This window comes from Clostridium beijerinckii (genome assembly GCF_036699995.1).
Taxonomy (GTDB): Bacteria; Bacillota; Clostridia; order Clostridiales; family Clostridiaceae; genus Clostridium; species Clostridium helianthi.
The window spans coordinates 247606-273613 of sequence record NZ_CP144906.1 but is presented as its reverse complement, the minus strand read 5'-3'; the positions used below and the strand labels follow the sequence as shown (position 1 = coordinate 273613).

The window sequence follows — 26008 nt, the reverse complement described above, 5'->3', positions numbered from 1 at the left end:
ATTGATTTTAAGATTTTCTTTCTTCTCCATTCATCACCTCTATTTTCTTTATTTATGCCTCTTTGACTATTTTATCATATTATTTTCAATTGTCTATATTTATATATATATTTTATTATTACTTTTTGGTTACAAAATCATCTTCAGATAATTAATTATTAATATGTTAAATCACTAAAAATTATTAATAAAATATTTAAGGTGGATAATTATCCACCTTAAATGAGCTTTCTATATTGCTAAAACATCATTATATGCCTTTTCTATCTTTTCTAGTAAGTCATTATCATCTATATTAGCAACTTCTGCTATAGCTCCTTTTACGCCCTTTTCCTTTATTAATTCTTGTAGTTTTACACTTTGTGTATCTTCTTGATTATTGTAGTGTAATGCTGCACCTACTCCTAGTAATAAATTGTCAACGCTTAAGTCAAATCCTCTAGCAGTCATTAGTGGCTTTATTAATCTGTCGCTATCACTTAGCTTTCTAAGTGGTTCTCTTCCAACTCTTGATACATCATCTTTTAAATAAGGGTTTTTAAATCTTCCAATAATCTTATCTATATATTTGAAGTGAGCTTCTTTATCAAACTTATGCTTTTCTACTAAGCCCATTCCACTTTCTGTCATTGCTTTCTTAACAATATTATATATTTTTTCATCAGCTATACTTTCATCTATTGTTCCATAACCTTTTAAATTTCCTATATATGCTGTAATTGCATGACCAGTATTTAATGTAAATAGCTTTCTTTCTATATAAGCCATTAAATTATCTGCTAAATTCATTCCTTCAATTGCTGGAATAGTTCCTTTGAATGCTTTTTCTTCAACATTCCATTCATAGAATTTTTCAACTACTACATCTAGAATATTTTCACTCTTAACTGGTGGAACAATTCTATCTACAGAGCAATCTGGGAATCCAACAAATTCTTCTAAATAAGCTTTTTCTTCTTCGCTTAGACATTTTTCAACTTCTGCTTTTAATTGAGAACTTGCTTTTATTGCATTTTCACATGCAATTATATTTAATGTTGTTTTGATTCCTGCTTCTTTTCTAAGTTGTATTCCTTTAGCTATTGTTGGAGCTATTCTTGGTAATACAACAAGACCTACTGCTGTTGTTATAATTTCAGCTTCTTTTATTTCATCTAAAATTTCATCGTTTATAGAAATAACTCCGCTTATGTTTTCAACTACTATTTCTTCGCAATTTACATCCATTACATGTATTGTATATTTTTTATCTTCATTGATTTTATCAATTACTTCTTTATTTACATCAGCAAATACTACATGATATCCTGCTTTTGAAAGTAATGCACCTATGAATCCTCTTCCTATGTTTCCTGCACCGAATTGAATTGCTTTCATATTACATTTCTCCTTCTTCTATAATCTCCATTATTTCTTCTGGTGTCTTTGCTTTTCTAAGTCTTTCAACATTTTCTTCATATTGAATAGTTAAAGCTATCTTTGATAATATCTCCATATGTTCATCGCCTTTTCCTGCTATTCCTATTACTATATAAGCAGTATTGCCTTCACCAAAGTCTACACCATTAGGATATTGAGCTATAACTATTCCTGTTTCAAGTATTTCTTTCTTGTATTCATTCATACCATGAGGAATAGCAACCCCATTTCCCATGTAAGTTGTAACTTCTTCTTCTCTAGCTTTCATTCCCTCTATATAATTGTCTTTAACGTATCCTCCATTAATTAAAAGTTTACCAACTCTTTCTATCGCCTTGTCCTTAGATTCTGACGCAACATTTAATACTATTCCTTCTTTTACTAAAATTCCTTTTTCCATTAGTCTTCCTCCTCGTTATTTATAATATTAATTAAATAATCTCTAATATCTATAGTGTTACTTAGTCTTAGCATTTCAACAAATTCTTTCTTTTCTATTAATGAAACGCTTATTTTTCCAAGAATCTTAAGTATATAATTACTTTCAGTACTTCTTGCAAACATTACTATAAAGGTATCTACATCTTCTGTGGAAAATCCTATACTCTTCATAGATAAAGGGTTGTTTATTCTATACACTCCTACAAATGGAGAAGTTATTGTATCACTTCTTGTGTGTATAAGGGCTACATGAGTTCCCGGAATTACAACATTTCCATTTTCCTCTCTCTTAAATATAAGATCCCTTATTACTTCTTTATCTGTTCCAATATCAATCTTGTGAATATCATCTACTATATAATTTATTAAATCAATAAATGAATCACTATCTGATTTTTTTAGCTGAAAATTCTTAACCATCGTATTGGCTAATTCATATTCGTGATTTGTTACTGTATTGTCTTTTGTTTGAGCAAATAATTCTAGTTCTCTTTCATTATTACTAGCTTTAAAGTTAGAAATAAAATTACTTATATTCTCTATATCTACTTCAGTCATAAAGTGAGAAACAACAATCAGGTTATGTTTTGTTTTCAAGTTTACAGGAACAGTGGATAGGATCAAATCATATTTATTTTTATCAATTATACTATTAATGTCATGTAAAGAGACTACATCAATAACATTGATTTCATTAAATATAGACTTTACTTTACTACAAAGTATTCTTGCCGTTCCTATGCCACTTGGACATAAAACAAGTGCTTTTATATTCTTTGACATCGCCTGTTGCTTTTGTACTGCAACAGCAATATGCATTGTTATATATCCAACCTCTTCTGGAGGAATCTTAAAATTATACCTAGAGAATATTAATCTGCAAGTATTTTTTATAATTTTATATAACTCTGAATAATGTTCCTTTATTTCATTAATCAAAGGATTTATAACTTTCAATCCTAAATTCAGCATATAAAATGTTTGTTTAAAATGCTGAGTCAAATCCCTTATTAGCTGCTCATCTTTAGTAATATCTACATATATCTTTGTTGATATTTCCTCTGTAACCTCTTTAGCAATATTCTCATAATTAATGTCTGATTCTATAAGATGCTTATTGTTAAAAAAGTACTTGTAATCACTTAAATATAAACATAAGTAAACAAGTTCATCTTCACATATATCTATATTATTCTTTTGCAGAACACTGCCTAAATATTGTATTTTTTTATATTCCTCTAAAGATAATATACTATTTTTAATCTCTTGAGGTAAATATATAATTTCTCCATTTTTTGTCTTCTTTATAGATAGCAATACTTGGATAAACAAACTAAAATATTTGACATCATTTCCTTTAAGATAATCAAAATCTATATCTTTTAATATATCCTTTACCAATTGGATAGCTTCATTCCCAAAAACAATGTTAAACAAAGTTTTAACTATCGGATCAACCTTTTCATCATAAAGAAATGCTATTAAATCTTCAAAAGGTTTAAAATCAAAGAATAGCTCCACTAATGCATTTCTCTTATTCCACTCTGATCCTTGAATACTTATCCCATAGCTACGCTTTCTAATCACACATAAATTCTTAGATATTAGCCTTTCTTCAATGTTGTCTATATCAAGGCTTATACTTCCCATTACAACATTGAACTTATGACAAAAGTACGAAGCTTTTAGTGGCTCATTACTAACTAATAGTTCACATATAATAACTATTTGTCTCTGTTCTTTACTTAATAGCCAAGGAATCGGAACCATATCTAATGATTTCTTTATCTCCTCTATATTTTCTTTATTACCTGAAATACTTAAATTCATATTTTCGTCATTAAATATAGTTATACTATTCTTCTTTAATCTTTTATTAATAGAAGAAAGTTCTCTTAAAATAGTTCTCTCACTTATGTCAAGATCTTTATGAAGCCGTTTTATATTAAAAGTTCCTTCATTTAATACTGTACTTAATATGAATTGTTGTCTAGGCGTTAAATTATTCATAATATCTCACCTGATTTATCTATTATTTTGTATATATTGATAGACTGATCATATCTATAACAATTAATTTTAACTTGAAGTAGAATCTTCAGATGTCATTAGATTTTGAATTTCTTAAATTCTTTTAAAAATAGATTTTCCTATTAAAGAAGATCCAATACACACATCTTAAATAAAACTGCTAATTTAAAGTTAATAACCCGTTGTATCATAAACGTTATCATCAGATCTACCAGTTTATCCAAAGTTCAAGCTGGAAGTCACTTTGTCTAAATAAAGTTTTATATAATAAAACCTCCTATTTAATTACTATAAATTATTGCTTCTTTCAATATATATATTACTCTATATGAAACATCCTTTCAATTCAAACAAGTTCAAAACTGTGATACATTTCTAATGACAAATTTAAAGTTTGACTATCATCCACCCTCATCTCTACTATTTATCAAATCAAAAAATGGCATTGGTAAATCAGTCAGTTTACCAATGCCTGTAAGTTATACTACTAAAATCTACTCTAGTTAATAGTATCTTATTATTTTAATGTGTTAATAAACTCATCATACTTAGAACGATCTAAGAAGTTCTTAACTGTAATTATATTAGCAGTTTTAGCTGATTTTCTTGCTCTTTCAACTAAGTTTTCTTGAGTAAATACAACATCTGCTTCTTGTGGAATGCTATCAACTGATGAATGCTTAACTCCAACATCAGTAATTCCAGCATCTTTTAATGCTTTTTTAAGAATAGATTCTCCCATTGCAGAAGATCCCATACCTGCGTCACAAGCAAAAACTATTAATTTAACATCAGCTTTTGATACATTAACTGCAGTTTCTGAAGCTTTTGCACCTTTGCTTTCTGCTTTCATACCTTTCATCTTAGCTTGAGCTTCTTCAAGATTTTCTCCTTCTCCATTGTCCTTTGATGCCTTAAGAATTACTGATGCAACTAGGAATGATACAATTGTTCCTACTGCAACACCTGCTAAAACTCCTAAATATGAATCACTTGCTGTCATAGTTAATACTGCAAATATACTTCCTGGAGATGCTGCTGCTCTAAGACCTGCATGAGTTAATACAAAAACTAAATCTGCACATATTCCACCAGCTATTGCTGCTAGTATTAATACTGGTTTCATTAAAATGTAAGGGAAATATATTTCATGTATTCCTCCAAGGAAGTGAATTATTATAGCTCCTGGAGCTGATTGTTTCGCATTTCCTTTTCCGAATAAAGTATAAGCTAAAAGTATACCAAGCCCTGGACCTGGATTTGCTTCAAGTAAGAAGAATATTGACTTACCAACTTCTTGCGCCTGTTGTACTCCAAGTGGAGTTAATATTCCATGATTAATTGCATTGTTTAAGAATAATATCTTAGCAGGCTCAATAAATATATCTATTAATGGTAAAAGTCCCATATTTGTAACTACTGTTGCTAAACTTCCTAAACCATTTGAAAATGCAGTAACTACTGGTTCAATACAAGTATACGCTAAGATTGATACAAGTCCACCAAAAATACCAGCTGAAAAGTTATTAACTAACATTTCAAAACCTGTTGGAATTTTTCCTTCAAATAATTGGTCAACCTTCTTGATAACATATCCACCAAGAGGTCCCATAATCATTGCTCCTAAGAACATAGGAATAGAAGCACCAATTACAACTCCTGCTGTGGCTATTGCACCAACAACGCCACCTCTGTGTCCATATACCATCTTACCACCAGTATAACCAATAAGTAATGGTAATAAATACTTTATCATTGGGTCTACTAACTTGCCTAAATATTCATTTGGAATCCATCCTGTTGGAATGAATAAAGCTGTAATTAAACCCCAAGCAATAAATGCACCAATGTTAGGTAATACCATACCGCTTAAAAAACTACCTAATCTTTGCACGCTTCCTTTAAGAGACGATTTGTTAGTTTCCATAATAAAACCTCCATCTATTTTTATTTATATAATTTATTATTAGTTCTTTCATTTACTATCTTAAACTATGAAGAATACCTTTTCAATTTAAACAACTTCAAATTTGAGTTACGTTTTCAATGACAAATTTAAAGTTAATGTTAAACTGTTGAAAATACATGGTTATAGCCTAAAATGATCGAAAAGAAAGCATACTTTTATTATCTTTACAAAACAAAAAAATATACTTAGTAAGTGTTTTAAACCTATTAAGCATATTAAATATTACAATAATCCTTATCTATTGTCTTCAATTTATCAATAGTTTATAATTTACTAATATACCACCTCGGGAAGGATTTGTTTTAATATGGAAAAAGAAAATTTATTTAAAGTTGCAGATTCCTTAGTTAACTTTTTATGGATTATTCAAAGTAATATATTCAAAGTACAAGATATATCTAAAATTTTTCAATCATTGCATGAAAATAGCAAACAATGTTGCTCTGATTTTTCTATTCCTCCTTCACATGCCAGAGTTATATTCTATCTTTTTCACAGTAATTCATCTCCTATTTCTCAAATAGCAGATAATATAGGCATATCAAAATCTAATATGACTCCAATTATAGAAAACCTCATTAATTATGAACTAGTTAATAGATACCCAGACCCTAATGATAGAAGGGTTCTTAGAGTTGAGCTAACACCAAAAGCTTATGATTTACTAAATTCTCTCCGTAATGCAATTTGTAACTCTTTTGCTGAAAAAATCTCTTCTCTTTCTGATGATGAAGTAATTACATTAGATGATTCTATAATAAACCTTATAAGTATATTAAAAAAATTAAATTAACACTTACCTAATCATTTGCTTATATAAAAGTATATTTTCTAAATTATAATATTTCGATTAATTCTATTTCTTTCATTTCACCAAATTTAATCGAATTATTCCTCTAATCAGAAGCATGAAAAAAGGATGATTATATAAATCACCCTTTTTCATCAACTTTTATATATAATTTATCTCTGTAATTTTTATTTCTCCATTGCTTCTCTAAATGACTCTATTAAATCATCTATATCTTCTAATCCTACGGATACTCTTATCAATGTATCTGTTATTCCAAGCTCTTCTCTTTCTTCTTTTGGAATTGAGGCATGACTCATCTTAGCTGGATATGATACTATCGTTTCAACACTACCCAAGCTAACAGCCACCGCTACATTCTTTACATTATTTAAAAATATTTTTGTTCTTTCAAATGTTTTAAATTTAAATGATAATACAGCACCTGCTCCATCTGCTTGTTCTAAATGTAGTTCTCTTCCTTCCATAGAAGGTAATCCAAGATAATATACTTTTTCAACTTCTTCTCTAGATTCAAGCCATTCTGCTAACTTTTGAGCACTTTTTTGAAGTACATCTAGTCTAACTTTTAATGTTTTGATACCTCTAACTAAAAGCCACGAGTCTTGTGGTCCAAGTACTGCACCAAAAGTATTTTGTATTTGATAAACTCTATCTCCTAAATCCTTTGTTTTAGTTACAACAAGACCTGCTATAACATCGCTATGACCTCCAAGAAACTTAGTTGCACTGTGAACAACAATATCAACTCCTAACTCAATAGGTCTTTGCAAATATGGTGACATAAATGTATTATCCACTATAGTTATTGCTCCATTTTCTTTAGCTAATTTACTAGCTGTCCTTAAGTCTATAACTTTTAGCAGTGGATTTGAAGGTGTCTCTAAATAAAGACCTTTAGTATTTTCTTTGAATGCTTTTTCTATTTCATCAATATTTGATGCATCTACAAAAGTGAATTCTATATTGAATCTTGAGAATAATTTTGTAGTAGCTCTATATGTTCCACCATATACATCTCCACATATTATAACATGATCTCCTGCAGAGAATATTGATAATACAGAGCAAATAGCTGCCATTCCTGATGCAAATGCAAATCCACACTCACCACCTTCAAGTTCTGCAATTAATTTCTCTACCACATCTCTAGTTGGATTACCTGATCTTGCATAATCGTATTTTCCGAAATTCTCTATATCAAATTGGTGAAATGTTGATGTCTGATATATTGGAGTGCTTACTGATCCTGTTGTCGGATCTATATCTCCACTTGCATGTATTAATTTTGTTCCAAAATTCATATTTAACGCCCCATTCTATTTTAATTATAAATTTTATTTTCCTATAGCATTTTCCAGATCTTTTAGCAAATCTTCTACATTCTCTATTCCTACTGATAGCCTAAGCAGATATTCATCTACTCCAAGTCTTTGCTTAATTTCTTCCGGTATCTCTGAATGTGTTTGGGTAAATGGATATGTTATTAACGTCTCCACTCCCCCTAGACTCTCTGCAAATCTTATTACTTTAACTCTTTCTAAAATCTTGGCAACTAATTCTTTTTCTTTTACTCTAAACGATAATGTTGCCCCAAAACCTGTCGATTGTTTCTTATTTAATTCATAGCCCTCAAAACCTTCTAGACCTACATAATACACCTTTTCTACTTTAGGATTACCTTCTAAAAACTTAGCTATCTTAAGCGTATTCTCTTGTGACCTTTCCAACCTTATATGTAAAGTCTTTATACCTCTTAAAATTAACCATGAATCAAATGGAGATAAAGTTGCTCCTGTTGACATGTGAATTCTTCTGAGTTTTTCTAATATTTCTTCATCATTTACTACTATGAATCCTGCAAGTAAATCATGATGCCCACCTAAAAACTTTGTTCCACTATGAACCACTAAATCTGCTCCTAGTTCTAGCGGCCTTTGATAGTACGGAGTTAAGAAAGTATTATCCACAATTAACAGTAAATTATTTGTTTTTGTTATTTCTGCAACTGCTCTTATATCTGTTACCTTCATCATAGGGTTAGATGGCGTTTCTATAAGTATTGCCTTTGTATTTTCTTTTATAGAATTTAATATATTTTTAGTAACTGTAGTATCAATGAAGGTAGCTTCTAATCCAAAATCTCTAAAAATATCATCAAATAATCTATATGTCCCACCATATAAATCATCAGATAAGATTATATGATCTCCAGACTTAAATAAATGTATACAGGCTGTAATTGCTGCAACTCCTGACGAAAACCCTATCGCTGATTTTCCACCTTCTAAAACAGCTAATGTTTTTTCAGCTTCTTCTCTAGTTGGATTTTGAGCTCTTGCATAATCATATCCTGTGCTATTATTAAGGCCATGATGTTTAAATGTAGCTGCCTGATATATAGGAAAACTTATAGCACCCGTTTCTTTATCTCCACCTGATACTCCACTGACTGCAATTGTTTCAAAAGATTTTTTTAAAGTCATTATTTTGCCTCCTTAAATTTACTTTGCTTAATGCATTACTTATTGCTAATACCAGAGATAATATTAATAAAAAAGCCACTTCCAAAACAAGAAGTGACTTTGTAGTCATATTATAAGTTCTACCGAAACTTAATTCCTCTCATTTTTCAAGATATTCTCTTGCAGGATTTAGCACCAACGAAAAAATTTATATATAAAAATTTTTCAGGTTGCCGGGCTTCAAAGGGCCAGTCCCTCCACCACTCTTAATAAGATTAACTTATCCAGATATTTTTTTGTTAATACTAATTATACATAGTTACAGAGACTTGTCAATAATTATTAGTAAAAATATCGACTTTCTATGTAATTAGATTATTAAAGTTTTATTCCTATCTTAAAATTTATTCAGAATAAGAAAATAGATAGATATTTTAATTATTAATAAAATTAAAATATCTATCTTTCTTAATTTAACCTCTATAACATAAATTATACTTTACATATACGTTTTAAATAATACAATTCATTCATCATAGAATATCTAATTTTTACTATCCACTAGTTCAAAGTGAGCTTCGATGAATTAAACTTCTTAGAATATATATTCCTTATTTTTTATCTACTACTTTTTCATGCTGCTTACTCATATCTTAAGGCTTCAATCGGATCAAGACTTGCTGCTTTTTTAGCTGGATAGTATCCAAAAAACACACCAATTGCCATTGAAAAAGTGAAGCTTATTAAAATTGTTGGAATAGATATCGATATTGGTGATTTTAATACTATGCATGCAATTACTCCCATGCCTATTCCAAATATTATTCCTATCATTCCACCAATTGAACATATTATCACTGACTCAGTTATAAATTGCATCTTTATATGGCTGCTCTTAGCACCAAGGGCTTTTCGCGTTCCTATTTCCCTCGTTCTTTCCGTAACAGATACGAGCATTATATTCATTACTCCTATTCCACCTACAAGTAATGCTATGGCTGCAATTACTGCTACACCAAGGGATATCATATTAATCACTGACGTAAAAGACGCCGCTCGACTTTGATTATTAAAAACATCTATTGTCCAATTCTTATTGCTTTTATATAGCTTTTCCCCATATTTTTTCATGTCTTTTACAAGCTTTTGAGCATCAACATTTTGTTTAGGAGTAATAGTAAAGTATTGATAATTCTTGTTTTTTTGTGATGCTTTTTCTGTTGTTACAGGAATATATAAATCAGTAACTCTATCTTTTTCTGATGCCATACCACCCCCACCAAATAGTGAAGAATTTTCATATTCATATACCCCTACAATTGCATATGTTTCAACTTCATCTTTTGTATAAACCTTAATTTCTTTACCTAGTGGATCAGTCTTTCCTTTAAAGATATTATTAATAAGTTTATCAGAGACTATAGCAATTTTTTTCGCTCCTTTAAGATCTTTATCAGTGATAAATCTCCCACTAGTCAGTTTTACATTATTAACTTCTTTGTATCCCTCGTTTACTCCAATAGTATTTACATTAGCATATAAATATCCATCCCTTACCTTTCCCTGTCCTTTTGTCTCATCTATACTTACGCTGCTAATTCTATCCTTAAATATTTCTTTAAATGAGTCTATTTGCTCTGAAGATATAAGATCGCTATCTTCTGGCTGTTTACTTGGTCCATCATTAAATCCTGCAGAGGTTCCATCATCTTTTTTTTCAGTTAAGACAACTTCCATATTATTTGCACCCATGTTGTCCAACTCACTTGTTACTTTAGATGTAATTGCACCTCCAATAGAAACAATTCCTATAACAGATGATATTCCTATTATAATCCCAAGCATAGTTAAAAGTGAACGCATCTTGCTTGATTTTATGCCTGCTATTGCAAGCAATATATTTTCTTTTATAAACATATCTTTTCACCATCTGGAAATTTTCTTACATACTTGTCGTTATCTTCTTCTGATATTATCTTTCCATCCCTTAATGTTATAATTCTCTCTGTTTCTTTTGCCAGCTCATAATTATGAGTTATAAATACTATAGTCTTACCTTCTAATTCATGAACCTTATGAAACAAATCCATAACCATCCTACCTGTTGCAGAATCAAGGGCTCCTGTTGGTTCATCGGCAAGTATTATACTTGGATTATTTGCAAGTGCACGAGCAATTGCAACCCTCTGTTTTTGTCCACCTGATAATTCATTAGGAAGATGTTTCATTCTATCCTTCATTCCAACAAGTTCCAAAAGTTCTTCTGATCTTTTCCTTCTTTCATTCCTATTCATTCCATAATAAAGCATTGGCAACTCAACATTTTTCAAAGCTGAACTTCTTGGAATTAAATTATAAGTTTGAAATACAAAGCCTATTTGTTTATTTCTAACTTCTGATAAACCATTGTCTGTTTCTTCATTAACATTAGTCCCATCTAAAAAATATGTTCCAGAAGTTGGCCTGTCAAGTGCTCCAATAATGTTCATTAAAGTACTCTTTCCTGATCCTGATGCACCAACTATAGATACAAATTCACCTTCTTTTATTGTTATATCTATATTTTTAAGAATATTTAATTGATTAGGAGTCCCAACATAAAAGCTTTTGACAATATTCTTCATTTCTATTATATTTTCATTCAAAGAACTCACCTTCCTTTTATTTGAACTTTCTCTCCAGGCCTATGTGTTGAAGGATCATCAATTACAAATATTCCATCTGAAATTCCTTCTCCTGAAATTTCAACATTAAAGTCAGATTCAAGTCCTGTATCTATTGGTAATTCCTTAATTATATATTCATTTGGCTTTTCACTGTTTTTTTCTGCAACATATATACTCTTGCTATCTTCATTTTCAACTATGCTATCTGATGAAACGGTATAAATATCAGATTTTTCATTTGTAATGATATTTACTCTTGCACTCATTCCCACTTTCATATTTTCATCTGTATTATCAACTTTAACTTTTGCCTCAAAGCCTGCATCTGAACCTGTTCCTTGAGACTGAGATTGTGTATTCCCAGATTGACTCGTGCTTACAGACACACCTTCTTTTCTAGCAGATGGACTAACACTTTCTACTTCTCCTGGAAAAGTCTTATCACCTGTTGCATCTGTTTTTATCTCTGCTCTCTGTCCTACTTTAACATTAGCTATATCGACTTCCTTAATTGGTACAGTTATTTCTATATTATCTAAATTTTCGATCTGAAATAAAACACCATTTCCTGGATTCCCCACAACAGCATTTACATTTGTAATTATCCCATCACTTGTAGCCTTAATAGTGCAATCATCTAACTGCTGTTTTTGCTTCTCAATGGCTATTCTCTGGCTTTTATTATTATAGTTTGTTTGTGCTGTTTCATAGTCACTTTTAGCCTTATTAAGAGCTTGGTCAACTTTAACCTTAGCATTTTCAAGAGCTGTTACAGCCTTTTCATAATCTGATTTAGCAGTATCATAATCTATCTTTATCTTATTCAAGTCGCTCTCTGAAATTGCTTGAGCGTTAAATAAAGCTTTATTCTTATCATATATTTTCGCTTTATCATCAAGAGTAATTTGTGCTAAACTTAATGTTTCTTCTGCATTTTTAATATCTGAATTTGAATTGTTATTATATAAATTCAATTCATCATTATATTCCTTTTGAGCTGAATCAAGCTGTGTCTTAGCATTAGCTTCAGTTGCATCTGCTGTAGCTGTAGCCTGTTCAATATCTTTTTCTAACCCATTTGAATCTAGTACCGCTAGAACATCTCCAACTTTAACCTTATCTCCCTCTTTTACTTTTATCTCTTGCACTGGATTGTTCAAGGTACTGTATATGTTAGTTGATTCTTTACTTTTTATTTCTCCCAAAACATTAACACTATTTACAATTTTTCCCTTAGAAAGAACTGTACACTTTACTTGCGGAGCTGACTTAGGCATAATAAACTTTCCTATTATGATAGCTCCAACTATTATAAATATTGCACATATTAATATTACTTTTTTGCTTGGCTTCTTTTTTAGTTTCATCCCCTTAAGGCTTATGCCCTTAGGTTTTAACTTTTTCACATCTAATTTCGGCATTTTTAAAACTTCCCCCTATTCTTAACAGCCTTTTTATCCATGTAATAGTAATTAACTAACATTGTCATATATATGTTACTCTTTAAGCATCATTAATTCTTACGCTACCCTTACAAACTTCCACTATATTGAATTTATGTAACTTTATCAATCTAATATTCCTCAGTATATCACTAATGCTTTAACATAACCCTTAATAAAACATTAATTTTTCCTTAAATAAAAGCTTAATATAAATGAGTTCCTGTCATATCACTTATATAATAACCTAAGTTTAATTATTCTTATATTGATAAACCTTACATTTACCTTTCAATTCTGTAACAATAATATGGCTAAAGACATATTATGAATAATTCCACTTAACATAAAGGCTGCTTCGAAGTAATTATTTCAAAGCAGCCTTTTATATTTATTAACAATAAAAACTTTATTTAATTTTAAAAAATTCATCTTTAATATTCCCATTTAGCGTTGGCGATAACTCATTTAATTTCCTTAATATTTCAGTCCTATTCTCACCACCTGCTAAAGTTGGAATATAATCATTTTTATCATCTCTTGAAGAAATCATTGCTGGAATTACTTTATACTCAAGGCTAGATAATTTATCATCTTCAGTATTAACTTTAATTTGAAGTATAAAAGTTCTTTTATCTGATGGATTGGAATTTCCTCCAAAACAAAAGTTTCCCATAGAATATGCTATAAACTTCCCCTTATAGTTTTCCATACTTTCAATTACATGTGGATGAGAACCAATAACCGCATCAGCTCCATTATCTATAGAAAATCTAGCTAAACTTTTTTGAACATTATCTGGTTCATATTTTCTCTCTACTCCCCAATGAAAGTATGGAATAACAACTTCTGCTCCCTGCTTTCTTAACTCACTAATATCACCTATTATTTTAGATTTTAAATTATTAGAATATTCCCAACCTGTATACCCTAAAAATCCAAATTTTATTCCTTGAATATCCTTTAATATTTTATATCCTTCACCACATATATCAATATTCTTTTCTTTTAAAGTATTAATCGTATCATTTATCCCTTGCTTTCCATAATCATAGATATGATTATTTGCTATCGTAACACCTTCTATTGATCCGCTAGTAAGAATGTTAACGTATTCCTTAGGTCCTTTAAAATTATAAAATACTTCTCCATCTTTATGTGCTTTATCTTTGGAATCTGTAAATGTAGTTTCTAAATTCACTAATGTATAGTCATCTTTACTAAATACGCTCGATACATTTTGCATGAAATAAGAGTAATTCTTTCCACTACCTATGAACGCTGCTGGTAGGCTACCATCATAAGGGAATTTAGTGTCAGTCCCTAAAGTGAAGTCCCCCGCGAAAGAAATAACAATCGTTTTCTTTATTGGTTCTTTGAGTTTATTAGTTTTATACTTGTCATCATCAATTGACTTATCAGTTTCCCCATTTACTTTATCGTTAGCTGTATTTTTTTTATCACTTAATCCTTTTCCATACTTTAAATAGATTAAAGAACTAGTTAAGACTAATATAGCTACCAATATAAAAGTTATATATTTTAAATAATTACTTTTTTTCTTCCTATCTCTTATGTATGTTTCTCCGTGGCTGATCCTAGAGTTTTTATCATTCATATATAGACCCCTAACTTTTTAGTTTTGAGTTATCTTTATACAAATACTAACATATTATACATTTTGATTCTATATTTTATATATAATACTCCCTCTAAATCCCAACAATATTTGTTCATGAAAGAATTCTTTTGTTTAAAATGTATTCCTAATATTTAATAAAACCTAATAAGTGTTGATAAAGTTTTAACTCTCACCAATTACCTTGAATTATATAAATTTAAATATCACATTTTATTACTTAAATGATTCTCTTTTTACTAACTTAGTATCTATAATATAGTGATTTATCGCTGTATCATTATTTTCTAGAAAATCTATTAAAATTTTTGTAGCATAATACCCTAGTTCTTCAGACTTAATGTCAACTGATGATAATGATGGTACTTGAAGCTCCGCTAATGGACTATTATTAAATCCCACCACATCTATATTTTTAATTTTTCTCTCATTGATTACCTTAAGCGTACCAAATGCTAATACATCATCCTCTGCTATTATGGCTGTAGGAGTAATATTTTCTAACAATTTAATTGTTCCATCTATTCCTTCCTGTTCATTAAAATCATCCATAATCGCAAAATTTTTATCCTGTATTGAAATTCCATTAATTTCGCATGCAACTTTGAACCCTTTAAATCTATCTTTTGTAACATTCCAGTCCTTCTTTGCGCCTAGAAAAGCAATGGATTTATGCCCCTTTTTTACAAGTTCATTTACTAAATTGTAAGTGGCCTGAAAATTGTCATTATCAACCCATAGCAAATTTTCCGATTCTTCCGGTCTTCCTATTACTACAAATGGGAATTGTGTTTCCTTAAGATATTTAATACTTCTATCATCAGTTCTTGCACGTAATAAACATATTCCATCAACTAAGTTACTTGTTATGAAATTATTTATATATTCTAATTCAGCCTTTTCATCCTCACTAAATGCATATGTAATATAGTACTTCTTATTTTGAGCATATTTGCTCATCCCTTTCATAGCTTGAATAAAAAACGTGTTAGTGATTAAGTCTTGAGCCTCATTAGGTAAAACTACACCTAATATTCTGCTTTTCTTATTTGCCAGGCTCCTAGCTATCGCATTTGGCTTGTATTTCAATCTCTTTATCGCATCTCTAACTCTTTCCTTAGTTTCTTCACTTATCTGTGAACTATCTGATATAACTCTCGATACAGTTGATGGAGATACATTCGCTTCTTTTGCTACTTCCTTTATTGTAACTTTCATAACTTACTCCTATTCTCAATAATAAATTACTTATAAAGTTTACTAACATAAAAACATCTTAATCACATTCTAATATACTACCTTTTTAGGAATAATCTCTTAATGACAGTAAAAGCTTATATATGTCACGCTTTATAACTATTTTCCTTTAATAATTTTAATATTAACATACTTAAAATAATGTTACAATTGCCATATATATGGTTTTATTAAACAGCAATCAAATAATCTTTCTTGCTATTACTAGGAATCATAAATTGAGGAACGCTCTCTAATTAACAAATAAATATGTAGCTAATCTCCACCATAATTAATGAGTATATATTATTGTAGAGATTATCTTTCATATAAATTACTATTATGCTTTACATTTACTATAGTACCTACTAATTATCACATCTTCCATAAGTTCTAGTAATCTGATGAATCTTTTCTGCTAACTGATCCGTCAATGCATCTTTCCTTACTCTCCAACGCCAATTATTCCCCAATGTTGAAGGCAAATTAATTCTGGCTTCATTTCCCAAATTCAAGAAATCTTGCATTTGTGCTATGGAAATATTCGCGCTGCTGCTCCAAGCACCCCTAATAAATCCCCAGTTATACCCCTCTTCTTTATTTAGGCCTAAATACGCTATTGCTCTTTGAACTTCTTCTTTAGGTGCTGTTTTTTCAATCCATCCTCTTACAGTATCATTATCATGTGTACCAGTGTAAACTATAAAGTTCTTTTCATAATTATGAGGTAAAAAAGGATTTGAACTATCTGAATCAAACCCAAATGTCAATATCTTCATTCCAGGAAACCCTGTGTCATTTCTAAGCTTTATTGTTTCTTTAGTAAGTGTACCTAGATCTTCTGCAATTATATTAACTTCACCAAGCTCATCTTTAATTGAATTAAAAACTTTTATTCCAGGGCCTTTAACCCATTCACCATTTTCTGCTGTTAGATCTCCATAAGGAATAGACCAATATGATTCAAACCCTTTAAAATGATCTATTCTAAGTACATCATATAAGTTCAAACTTTGTCTTATGCGATCCACCCACCATTTATAGTCCGTTTTCTCCATATAGCACCAATCATAGATTGGATTTCCCCATAATTGTCCTGTGGCAGCAAATATATCCGGAGGACATCCAGCAACTTTTAATGGTTTTAGTGTCTTTTTATTAAGTAAAAATGCCTCAGGATTTCCCCATACATCAGCACTGTCCTCTGCCACATATATAGGCATATCTCCTATTATTTCAATTCCCAAATTATTAATATAAGCTTTTAAATGATTCCATTGTTTATAGAACTCATATTGCAAAAACTTCCAAAATCCTATTTCATCTTCTAATAAGATTTTATACCTATTTATTGCCTCTGGTTTTCTTAACCTAATATCTTCATCCCATTCATACCAGCTCTTCAAATCAAAATGTTTTTTTACTGACATATACAATGCATAATCATCAAGCCAATAGGCCTCAGCTTCTTGAAATTTAATTAAATCCTTATCTTGTCTTGATTTAAATTTTTTGTATGCTATTTTTAATACCCTTAATTTTTCTTTGAAAATCAAACCATAATCTATATCCTCTGAACTTTCCCCAAAATTCACTGAATAATAATCACTTTCATCTAAAAATCCATCATGTCTTAAAATATCAAAATCTATAAAATACGGATTCCCTGCAAATGCTGAGAAAGATTGATATGGTGAATCTCCAAAACTTGTAGGCCCTAGCGGCAGTATCTGCCAATACTTCTGACCCGCCTTTTTTAGAAAATCTCCAAATTTATATGCTTCTTTACCAAATGTCCCTATTCCATACTTTCCTGGCAGAGAAGCAATGTGCATTATTATACCACTACTTCTATTCATATATTCCTCCTAATTTCCAACGTTTGTTTTAAATTTACTTCTATAACTAATCTCTACTCTCTTCATGCCCGAAGCAACCGTTTGCGCAAAGAAACATATTAAACTACATTAATTAAGAATATAGTAACCATAACTAATATACTCTCTCTTAATAACTATTTTATAGATCCTTGAACAATACCTGCAATGATATGCTTTTGAACAAAGAAGTAGAATATGATTATTGGAATTATTGCTAAAATTAATGCTGCCATTGCTAATTCCCATTGTTTCGAAAACGCTCCGAAGAAATTGTTCATAGCTAATGGTATAGTATTTATCTTTCCGTTTATAGTTAAAAATGGTAGCAAAAAGTCATTCCATATCCATATGCTATTTAAAACTGCAACTGTAACAGTAATTGGCTTTAATAATGGCAATAGAATTTTCACATATGTCTGCCATTTACTGCATCCATCTATAGTTGCCGCTTCTTCAACTTCTTTTGGTACTCCTTTAATGAAACCATGATATAAGAATATGCTCATGCTGACCCCAAACCCTATGTACATAAAGATAAGCCCATAGTGTGTTCCTAGCATTTGAAATGGTCCGAACTGGATTTTTGCCATCCATTTTACAAGTGGTATCATTACCGCTTGAAATGGAACAATCATTCCAGAAGTGAATATATAAAATATTATCTTACTCTTTCTTGACTGATCCCTTACTAGCATCCATGAAGCCATTGATGAAAAAAGAATTATTAGTATCACACTTCCTATAGTTATTATCATAGAATTTGCAAATGAACTTATTACACTCATTTTTTTCATAGCATCTAAATAATTCTGAAAATTCCATGTGTCAGGAAGACCAGTTGTGTTTGAAAAAATCTCTCTTCTTGTCTTAAATGAATTTATAAGCATCAAGTAAAATGGTGTCATATATGCTATCAATAGTAACCATGAAAATACTTCTAATAGTTTTAATCTGCTAGTATAACTATCTAGTGTCTTTAGCTTTTTATTTGCTTTAACTTTTTCTATATTATTAACAACTTTACTTGGCTCCATTATACCTCTACCTCCTTTTTCTTATTAAAGTAAACTTGAGTTAAAGAAATAGTAGTTACTAGTATAAAGAATATAATAGCTTTTGCTTGTCCTATTCCCATATTGTTCACAATAAACGCTTCATTGTAAATATTTAATGCTAACATTTCAGTGGTTTTCATTGGTGTAAGTGAAAAATTCAAATCAAATAACTTAAATGAATTTGCTAAAGTTAAGAATAAGCAAATTGTGACCGCTTGTCTAACCATAGGTATTGTTATATTTTTAAATGTATGCCACCCATTAGCTCCATCAATATGCGCTGCTTCTATTAAGTCAGTCGGAACATTTTCAAGGGCTGCCACATAAATAACCATTATATATCCAGCATATTGCCATGTGGAAACTATTAGCATTGCTAGCATTGCTGTAGTTGGAGCTTGTAAAAGTGATGTTGAAAGTGTTGCACTTCCCAATGCTTTACCAACTCCTGTAAATACTGAATTGAACATAAATTGCCATATAAAACCTAGAATTAATCCTCCTATTAAGTTTGGCATAAAGAATCCGGTTCTTAAGAAACTACTAGTTTTTAATTTTCTAGTTACTATATACGCTAGTCCAAACCCTATTATATTTATAGTTATTACACTCGCAATTGTATATAATACTGTTATCTTTAGAGAATATATAAATTGTACATCTTTAAAGATTCCTGTATAATTTTTTATTCCAACAAAATCATAATGAGGATTAGCACCATTCCAATTTGTAAATGTATAATATATACCTATTATAAACGGAATTATTACAACCATTGTCATAGCAAATAAAGCTGGTCCGACAAAAATCCAAAAATCTTTAATATCTCGTGATTTCTTACTCATACACTTACTCCTTTCCTAATAATATTCAGCGCTATCTTATAATTTAAAATATTTATACAAAATTCATGAGGAGGTATTAATCCCCTCATGAATAAATCTTATCTAATATTATTTAGCTTTTGTAGCATCTTGAATTCCTTGTAGCATATCTTTCTTTGCTTGTGGCCCCATATCAGTATTAATAAATTTAGAGAATAAAGGTGCTAAGCTATTCTTGTTAAATCCATCTGGTAGATTAGTGAATGCCCAAGGAAGAGTCTTTCCTTCTTTGTTATATTCAGATATTGATTTATTTAATTCATTATCACTTTCAACTGTGAAGTTTGTAAATGCTGGAATCATATTCATATCCTTAACTAATGCCTCTTGACCTGTTTGACTTGTAACCATCCAATCTAAGAATTCTTTAGCTTCTTTATTAATTTTAGAATCTTTATTTACTACCCAATACATTGGAACACCTACTGGAATAGATCCACTCATTTTTGGATCATTATTAATTGCAAGTGGTGCAAATCCCATATGGAACTTCTTATTTGGATCCTCCAACTTTTGTAAATCCCCAGCAACCCAGTTACCTTGATGTAAGAATGCAGTCTTTCCAAGCGCAAAGTTACCAACTTGAGTACTATAATCTATAGTATCTAGACTCTTTCCTCCACCATATTTACAAAGTAATTCAACTAAGTTCATCCACTCATTAAATTGCTTATTATTAACTATATCTGCTTTGCCTGCAAGATAGTCCTTTGTAAATTGAGCTGGATTATCTTGAGTTGCAAGTGGTATATTAAATGTATGATTACCAGTAACCCAAAATTCTTTTGTTGTATAAGACACAACATTATCAAGGCCTAATTCTGCCTTTTTACTATCTAATGTCTCAAACGCTGCTTTTAATTTATCAAAGGAATCTAGAGATTTGGGATCGATACCAGCCTTGTCCAAAATATCTTTATTATATAACAAGCCATACCCTTCTGTTGCTGCTGGCATTCCATATACTTTTCCGTCGATAGTTACTGTATCTAGTGTTCCTTTAACAGCATTTTTAACCCAGCCTTGATCGCTTAAATCATCAATTTTATGTTTCCAAGTTTCATAATCCCCAGCTCCTTGAATCATAAATATATCTGGCTCCGTACCTTTTTGAAATTCTGCCTTTAACGATGCGCCATAATCAGCTCCACCGCCCACTGAAGTAACTTCGACTTTTACGCCTTTTTCTTTTTCATATTTTTTAGCAAGTTCTTGAAGTGCATCATTGATTTCAACCTTTAATTGATATACTTTAATTGTTTTTCCACTTCCAGCATCGCTTGAACTTTGCGAACTTGCTCCTGATGAGCTTCCGCATCCAACCATAGTACCAGCCAATAATGTAGAAGCTAAAATTGTTGATAATATTTGTTTTGTTTTCATTTAAATACCCCTCCATTAAAATTTTGTTTAACATTCTAAATAATTTTCAAGAATACCAAACATATATTTATATAACACATACCTAAAAATTTATTTAAGTATGTATGTTAATCACTTCCCTTCGCAAACGATTGCGAAACTTTTAAAAAAATGTAGTCTTTTTAGCATATCAAGCTATCCAGACCCTATTCGTTAACCTTTTCTCAAGTAAATCTACTTCTTAATGATATAAGTATATCAACCAAAGAAAACTTTTACAAATTATATTTTCCTTTGTTTTTTATTAAATTTAATAGTTTTTCTATGTTTTATTACCATTTACTCAATTATAAGCCGCTTTATAAAAACGGTTGCATAGATTCTTCTCATTTATTCATATCTATTTTCGCCCTCATACGTACTTATTAATATTAACTTATCTTTTCTTGTTAACTTTTTTATTTCATATTCTCTTTTCATTGCATCTTTTCTATTTTCAAACACTTCATGATATACTAATTTAACAGGCCCTCTACCCCTTGTATACTTTGCTCCGCATCCATCCGAATGCATTTGAATTCTTTTTCTTAAGTTATTTGTCCATCCTGTATAAAGTGTTCTATCTGAACATTCTACAATATACACATAATTCATGTATTACCTCAACTCTTGACTTATAATTTAATATCTTAATAAAATTATATCAAAAAAGAAGACGATCATCTACGAATCTCGTCTTCTAAAAATTTTTAATATTAGTCTACTTTAGCTGTATCAATCCAGCTCATCATTCCTCTTAATTCCTTACCAACTTTTTCAATTGGATGTTCTGCTTCCATTCTTCTTCTTGCATTAAATCCTGGTCTATTAGTTTGGTTTTCCAATAACCAGTTTTTAGCAAATGTACCATCTTGAATTTCAGTAAGAACTTTCTTCATTTCTTTCTTAGTTTCATCTGTGATGATTCTTCTACCAATTTGGTAATCTCCATATTCAGCAGTATCTGAAATTGAATATCTCATCATGCTTAATCCACCTTGATATAATAAATCAACGATTAATTTCATTTCATGCATACATTCAAAGTAAGCATTTTCTGGAGCATAGCCTGCTTCTACTAAAGTTTCAAATCCAGCTTTGATAAGTTCTGAAACTCCGCCACAAAGAACTGCTTGTTCTCCGAATAAATCTGTTTCTGTTTCATCTTTAAATGTAGTTTCAAGAACTCCTGCTCTTGCTCCTCCAATTCCATTAGCATATGCTAATGCATATTGTTTAGCTTTTCCTGTTGCATCCTGATGTACAGCTATTAAACAAGGTACTCCAGCACCTTCAGTATATGTTCTTCTTACTAAATGTCCTGGACCTTTAGGAGCAACCATAAATACATCAACGTATGATGGTGGAACCACTTGACCAAAGTGTATGTTAAATCCATGAGCAAATACTAATGCATTTCCTTCTTCTAAGTTTGGAGCAATTTCTTCATTATATATTTTTGCTTGTTTTTCATCTGGTAATAAAATCATGATTAAATCTGCTGCTTTTGCTGCATCTGCAACAGTTGCAACTTGCAATCCTGCTGCTTCTGCTTTAGCCCAAGATTTACTTCCGTTATACAATCCAACAACAACATCTACTCCACTTTCATGAAGATTTAATGCATGTGCGTGCCCTTGGCTACCATATCCTATTATAGCAACTTTCTTTCCTCTTAATAAATTTAAATCTGTGTCTTTTTCGTAATACATTTTTGGCATTTTAATGACCTCCTAGTTAATATTAATATCTTCTTCACTTATTATTTGGTTAATTGGCGCACCAGGTGCAACCATAGGAAAAACTTTTTTATCACTGTTTATTAGATAATCTATAAGAACTGGACCTTCTGAATCCAGAGCTTTTCTAAGTATATCGTCTATTTCATCTACTTGAGTTATTCTAAATGCTTTAGCTCCAAAAGCTTCAGCAAGCTTAACGTAATCTGTAGGTCTATCTAAGGTTGTCTCAGAATATCTTCCTTCGTAGAAGAAATCTTGCCATTGCCTTACCATTCCTAAACAATTATTATTCATAATAACTTGAATTAATGGAAGATTGTTTTTAACAGCAGTAACTAATTCATTGCAGTTCATTCCAAAACTTCCATCCCCTGCAATATTAAATACTCTTTTATCAAGTCTACCTATCTGAGCTCCAATTGCTGCTCCAAGACCATATCCCATAGTTCCAAGCCCACCTGATGTTATAAATGTTCTTTCACTTTTAAAATTGAAATATTGAGCAGTCCACATTTGATGTTGCCCAACTTCAGTAGAAATTATAAAACTTCCGTCATTTAATTTATTCAACCTATCAAAGAACAATTCCGGAGTCAAATCGCAGCATGGCACTAATTTATTATTCTCTTTTAAATTATTTATAGTATTCAACCATTCGTCATTTTTCTTTTCATCAATTATTGGTATTAATTGATTTAGTGCCACCTTTAAATCTCCTACTATACATGTATCAACTTTTATATTTTTATTTATTTCTGCTGGATCAACATCTATTTGTAATATCTTTGCATTTTTTATATGATTTTGATTGCTTATAACTCTATCACTAAATCTAGCTCCAAGAGTTATTAATAAATCACATTTAGTTGCAGCAATATTTGATGCTTTTGTTCCATGCATACCTATCATACCAGTATATAATTCATGATCATTTGGAAACTCCGACATGCACATAAGCGATGTTGATACAGGACAATTTATCTTTTCCGCAAATTTTATTAATTCAGATGTTGCTCCAGATATACCTATACCTCCGCCAGCATATATAAGAGGTCTCTTGCTTTGATTTATTAACTCAACAGCTTCCTGTAATGATTTTTCTGTAATATGCTCTGATTTTCTAATGACCTCTTTAGGAATTATCTTATTATATTGAGTTTTTTCAGCAGTAATATCTTTTGGAATATCTATTAATACTGGGCCTGGTCTCCCCTCCTGGGCTATATAAAAAGCTTCCCTTATTATATCCTGAAGTTCATTAATATCCCTTACAATATAATTATGTTTTGTTATAGGCATTGTAATTCCAGTTATATCAACCTCTTGAAAACTATCCTTTCCAAGTAATGGCTTTGCCACATTTCCCGTAATAGCAACCATTGGAATTGAATCCATATATGCAGTAGCAATACCTGTTACTAAGTTGGTAGCTCCAGGTCCTGAAGTTGCAAGACAAACTCCAACTTTTCCAGTGGCCCTTGCATATCCGTCAGCCGCATGTGATGCTCCCTGCTCATGGCAAGTGAGAACATGACGAATTTTATCCTTATATTTATATAACTCATCATATATATTTAATACTGCCCCACCTGGATATCCAAATATAGTCTCTACTCCTTCATCAAGCAACGACTTTATTAATATTTCAGCCCCCGTCAATAACATTTTATTCACTCCTTTGCTTATAAAATGATCTCTGTTTGATAACTAACAATGTATAAATTGATTTAGATTCTATTTTGCTGCCTCTAATTTCTCGCGAACTAGATTTCCCATTTCAATTGTTCCAACTTTCTTCTTACCTTCAGTCATTATATCTCCAGTTCTATATCCATCTTCAAGAACTTCTAAAACTGCATTTTCAATAGATTTTGCTTCTTCCTCTAATGAAAAACTATACCTAAGCATCATTGCTGCTGAAAGAATAGTTGCTAACGGATTAGCAATTCCTTGTCCTGCGATATCAGGAGCACTTCCATGAATTGGTTCATACATTCCAAGGGTTCCTTCACCAAGAGATGCTGAAGGTAACATACCTATTGAACCTGTAACCATACTTGCTTCATCTGATAATATATCTCCAAATATATTTGAAGTTACAATTACATCAAATTGATTTGGATCTTTTACTAACTGCATAGCAGTATTATCTACATACAAGTGATTCACTTCCACTTCTGGGTAATCCTTAGCCATCTCGTTAACTACACTTCTCCAAAGTCTAGAACTTTCTAATATGTTAGCTTTATCTACACTTGTAAGTTTCTTATTTCTTTTCATTGCTGTTTCAAATCCTATTTTAGCAATTCTAGTTATTTCATTTACATTATATCTTTCAGTGTCATAAGCACTCTTTACTCCATCTACTTCTTCCAATCCTCTTTCTCCAAAGTAAATTCCACCTGTTAATTCTCTAACTATGCAGATATCTATCCCATCTTTAACAATGCTATCTTTAAGTGGTGATTCATTTTTTAATGGAGCATATAGTACTGCTGGTCTTAAATTACAATAAAGATTTAATGCACCCCTTAATCCTAGTAGTGCTTGCTCTGGTCTTATTTTAGCAGTAGGATCATCCCACTTAGGGCCTCCAACAGCTCCAAGTAGAACTGCATCACTTTTTTTACATGCTTCTAAAGTTGCTTCTGGAAGTGGAGTTCCTTCTTTATCAATAGCACATCCACCTGCTAATACATATTCATATTCAAATCTATGCCCAAATTTATCTCCAATAACTTTTAAAACTTTTATTGTTTCATCTATCACTTCTGGGCCAATTCCATCCCCTGGTATTACAGCTATATTACATTTCATTATGATAATCCCCCTCTTAATAATTACCTATTTCTTATTGCTTTTTAATCAAAATTTAATTGTTAATTCTATTTATTAGTATCTTTATCTGATGAAAATATATTAATTTA

Annotated in this window: 20 protein-coding genes and 1 riboswitch; of the genes, 1 reads left to right on the top strand and 19 read right to left on the bottom strand. The window is 30.7% G+C overall.

Going from position 1 to position 26008, the window contains the following annotated elements:
- Positions 1-231: 231 nt before the first annotated feature.
- The 4 genes from PZA12_RS01345 to PZA12_RS01330 form a co-directional block, all read right to left on the bottom strand.
- Positions 232-1377 carry a mannitol-1-phosphate 5-dehydrogenase gene (locus PZA12_RS01345; RefSeq protein ID WP_078116916.1) on the bottom strand — a complete coding sequence of 382 codons (1146 nt, stop codon included), beginning with the start codon at positions 1375-1377 and terminating at the stop codon, positions 232-234.
- A 1-nt stretch (position 1378) separates the two neighbouring features.
- Complete coding sequence (locus PZA12_RS01340) at positions 1379-1819, bottom strand: PTS sugar transporter subunit IIA (protein ID WP_011967596.1); 441 nt, start codon at positions 1817-1819, stop codon at positions 1379-1381.
- Complete coding sequence (locus tag PZA12_RS01335) at positions 1819-3870, bottom strand: BglG family transcription antiterminator (protein WP_078116915.1); 2052 nt, start codon at positions 3868-3870, stop codon at positions 1819-1821. The genes PZA12_RS01340 and PZA12_RS01335 overlap by 1 nt, the downstream gene beginning before the upstream one ends.
- Before the next feature lie 538 nt (positions 3871-4408).
- Positions 4409-5818, bottom strand: coding sequence for a PTS mannitol transporter subunit IICB (locus tag PZA12_RS01330; protein ID WP_078116914.1), 1410 nt, complete (start codon positions 5816-5818; stop codon positions 4409-4411).
- 349 nt (positions 5819-6167) lie between these two features.
- On the opposite strand from PZA12_RS01330, the gene PZA12_RS01325 reads away from it, so the two are divergent.
- Entirely contained in the window at positions 6168-6653 is a 486-nt protein-coding gene (locus tag PZA12_RS01325; RefSeq protein WP_077837246.1) for a MarR family winged helix-turn-helix transcriptional regulator, read from the top strand.
- A gap of 185 nt (positions 6654-6838) precedes the next feature.
- On the opposite strand, the gene PZA12_RS01320 is transcribed toward PZA12_RS01325, so the two are convergent.
- The 15 genes from PZA12_RS01320 to leuB all read right to left on the bottom strand — a co-directional run bounded on the left by PZA12_RS01320 (position 6839) and on the right by leuB (position 25898).
- Positions 6839-7975 carry a trans-sulfuration enzyme family protein gene (locus PZA12_RS01320; protein WP_103698144.1) on the bottom strand — a complete coding sequence of 379 codons (1137 nt, stop codon included), beginning with the start codon at positions 7973-7975 and terminating at the stop codon, positions 6839-6841.
- Between the two features lie 33 nt (positions 7976-8008).
- Entirely contained in the window at positions 8009-9157 is a 1149-nt protein-coding gene (locus tag PZA12_RS01315) for a trans-sulfuration enzyme family protein (RefSeq protein WP_078116912.1), read from the bottom strand.
- A gap of 136 nt (positions 9158-9293) precedes the next feature.
- Positions 9294-9412: riboswitch (SAM riboswitch) on the bottom strand.
- A gap of 366 nt (positions 9413-9778) precedes the next feature.
- On the bottom strand, positions 9779-11053 hold the full coding sequence (locus tag PZA12_RS01310; protein WP_078116911.1) for an ABC transporter permease: 1275 nt from the start codon (positions 11051-11053) through the stop codon (positions 9779-9781).
- Positions 11044-11781 carry an ABC transporter ATP-binding protein gene (locus PZA12_RS01305; protein ID WP_026886617.1) on the bottom strand — a complete coding sequence of 246 codons (738 nt, stop codon included), beginning with the start codon at positions 11779-11781 and terminating at the stop codon, positions 11044-11046. The genes PZA12_RS01310 and PZA12_RS01305 overlap by 10 nt, the downstream gene beginning before the upstream one ends.
- 5 nt (positions 11782-11786) lie before the next feature.
- Entirely contained in the window at positions 11787-13223 is a 1437-nt protein-coding gene (locus tag PZA12_RS01300) for an efflux RND transporter periplasmic adaptor subunit (protein ID WP_078116910.1), read from the bottom strand.
- A gap of 430 nt (positions 13224-13653) precedes the next feature.
- Positions 13654-14862, bottom strand: a complete 1209-nt coding sequence (locus tag PZA12_RS01295; protein ID WP_078116909.1) for a CapA family protein — start codon at positions 14860-14862, stop codon at positions 13654-13656.
- Between the two features lie 237 nt (positions 14863-15099).
- Complete coding sequence (locus PZA12_RS01290) at positions 15100-16101, bottom strand: LacI family DNA-binding transcriptional regulator (RefSeq protein ID WP_041893549.1); 1002 nt, start codon at positions 16099-16101, stop codon at positions 15100-15102.
- Between the two features lie 386 nt (positions 16102-16487).
- Positions 16488-17978: a 4-alpha-glucanotransferase gene (gene malQ, locus PZA12_RS01285; protein WP_078116908.1), complete on the bottom strand. Its 1491-nt coding sequence runs from the start codon at positions 17976-17978 to the stop codon at positions 16488-16490.
- A 155-nt stretch (positions 17979-18133) separates the two neighbouring features.
- Positions 18134-19033 carry a carbohydrate ABC transporter permease gene (locus tag PZA12_RS01280; protein WP_078116907.1) on the bottom strand — a complete coding sequence of 300 codons (900 nt, stop codon included), beginning with the start codon at positions 19031-19033 and terminating at the stop codon, positions 18134-18136.
- On the bottom strand, positions 19033-19899 hold the full coding sequence (locus tag PZA12_RS01275; RefSeq protein WP_078116906.1) for a carbohydrate ABC transporter permease: 867 nt from the start codon (positions 19897-19899) through the stop codon (positions 19033-19035). The genes PZA12_RS01280 and PZA12_RS01275 overlap by 1 nt, the downstream gene beginning before the upstream one ends.
- 108 nt (positions 19900-20007) lie before the next feature.
- On the bottom strand, positions 20008-21321 hold the full coding sequence (locus PZA12_RS01270) for an ABC transporter substrate-binding protein (protein ID WP_017209787.1): 1314 nt from the start codon (positions 21319-21321) through the stop codon (positions 20008-20010).
- 369 nt (positions 21322-21690) lie between these two features.
- Positions 21691-21954, bottom strand: a complete 264-nt coding sequence (locus PZA12_RS01265) for a GIY-YIG nuclease family protein (RefSeq protein ID WP_078116905.1) — start codon at positions 21952-21954, stop codon at positions 21691-21693.
- Between the two features lie 101 nt (positions 21955-22055).
- Positions 22056-23060 (bottom strand): ketol-acid reductoisomerase, encoded by a 1005-nt coding sequence (ilvC, locus tag PZA12_RS01260; protein ID WP_011967570.1) that lies wholly within the window; start codon positions 23058-23060, stop codon positions 22056-22058.
- Positions 23061-23072: 12 nt separating this feature from the next.
- Positions 23073-24746: a biosynthetic-type acetolactate synthase large subunit gene (ilvB, locus tag PZA12_RS01255; protein WP_078116904.1), complete on the bottom strand. Its 1674-nt coding sequence runs from the start codon at positions 24744-24746 to the stop codon at positions 23073-23075.
- Between the two features lie 69 nt (positions 24747-24815).
- Complete coding sequence (leuB, locus tag PZA12_RS01250; RefSeq protein ID WP_078116903.1) at positions 24816-25898, bottom strand: 3-isopropylmalate dehydrogenase; 1083 nt, start codon at positions 25896-25898, stop codon at positions 24816-24818.
- Positions 25899-26008: the final 110 nt, after the last annotated feature.

What these genes read in the sequence shown, in the direction of transcription:
- PZA12_RS01345 (WP_078116916.1), bottom strand. Translation starts at nt 1,377, where the DNA reads ATGAAAGCAATTCAATTCGGTGCAGGAAACATAGGAAGAGGATTCATA.
- PZA12_RS01340 (WP_011967596.1), bottom strand. Translation starts at nt 1,819, where the DNA reads ATGGAAAAAGGAATTTTAGTAAAAGAAGGAATAGTATTAAATGTTGCG.
- PZA12_RS01335 (WP_078116915.1), bottom strand. Translation starts at nt 3,870, where the DNA reads ATGAATAATTTAACGCCTAGACAACAATTCATATTAAGTACAGTATTA.
- PZA12_RS01330 (WP_078116914.1), bottom strand. Translation starts at nt 5,818, where the DNA reads ATGGAAACTAACAAATCGTCTCTTAAAGGAAGCGTGCAAAGATTAGGT.
- PZA12_RS01325 (WP_077837246.1), top strand. Translation starts at nt 6,168, where the DNA reads ATGGAAAAAGAAAATTTATTTAAAGTTGCAGATTCCTTAGTTAACTTT.
- PZA12_RS01320 (WP_103698144.1), bottom strand. Translation starts at nt 7,975, where the DNA reads ATGAATTTTGGAACAAAATTAATACATGCAAGTGGAGATATAGATCCG.
- PZA12_RS01315 (WP_078116912.1), bottom strand. Translation starts at nt 9,157, where the DNA reads ATGACTTTAAAAAAATCTTTTGAAACAATTGCAGTCAGTGGAGTATCA.
- PZA12_RS01310 (WP_078116911.1), bottom strand. Translation starts at nt 11,053, where the DNA reads ATGTTTATAAAAGAAAATATATTGCTTGCAATAGCAGGCATAAAATCA.
- PZA12_RS01300 (WP_078116910.1), bottom strand. Translation starts at nt 13,223, where the DNA reads ATGCCGAAATTAGATGTGAAAAAGTTAAAACCTAAGGGCATAAGCCTT.
- PZA12_RS01295 (WP_078116909.1), bottom strand. Translation starts at nt 14,862, where the DNA reads ATGAATGATAAAAACTCTAGGATCAGCCACGGAGAAACATACATAAGA.
- PZA12_RS01290 (WP_041893549.1), bottom strand. Translation starts at nt 16,101, where the DNA reads ATGAAAGTTACAATAAAGGAAGTAGCAAAAGAAGCGAATGTATCTCCA.
- malQ (WP_078116908.1), bottom strand. Translation starts at nt 17,978, where the DNA reads ATGAATAGAAGTAGTGGTATAATAATGCACATTGCTTCTCTGCCAGGA.
- PZA12_RS01280 (WP_078116907.1), bottom strand. Translation starts at nt 19,033, where the DNA reads ATGGAGCCAAGTAAAGTTGTTAATAATATAGAAAAAGTTAAAGCAAAT.
- PZA12_RS01275 (WP_078116906.1), bottom strand. Translation starts at nt 19,899, where the DNA reads ATGAGTAAGAAATCACGAGATATTAAAGATTTTTGGATTTTTGTCGGA.
- PZA12_RS01270 (WP_017209787.1), bottom strand. Translation starts at nt 21,321, where the DNA reads ATGAAAACAAAACAAATATTATCAACAATTTTAGCTTCTACATTATTG.
- PZA12_RS01265 (WP_078116905.1), bottom strand. Translation starts at nt 21,954, where the DNA reads ATGAATTATGTGTATATTGTAGAATGTTCAGATAGAACACTTTATACA.
- ilvC (WP_011967570.1), bottom strand. Translation starts at nt 23,060, where the DNA reads ATGCCAAAAATGTATTACGAAAAAGACACAGATTTAAATTTATTAAGA.
- ilvB (WP_078116904.1), bottom strand. Translation starts at nt 24,746, where the DNA reads ATGTTATTGACGGGGGCTGAAATATTAATAAAGTCGTTGCTTGATGAA.
- leuB (WP_078116903.1), bottom strand. Translation starts at nt 25,898, where the DNA reads ATGAAATGTAATATAGCTGTAATACCAGGGGATGGAATTGGCCCAGAA.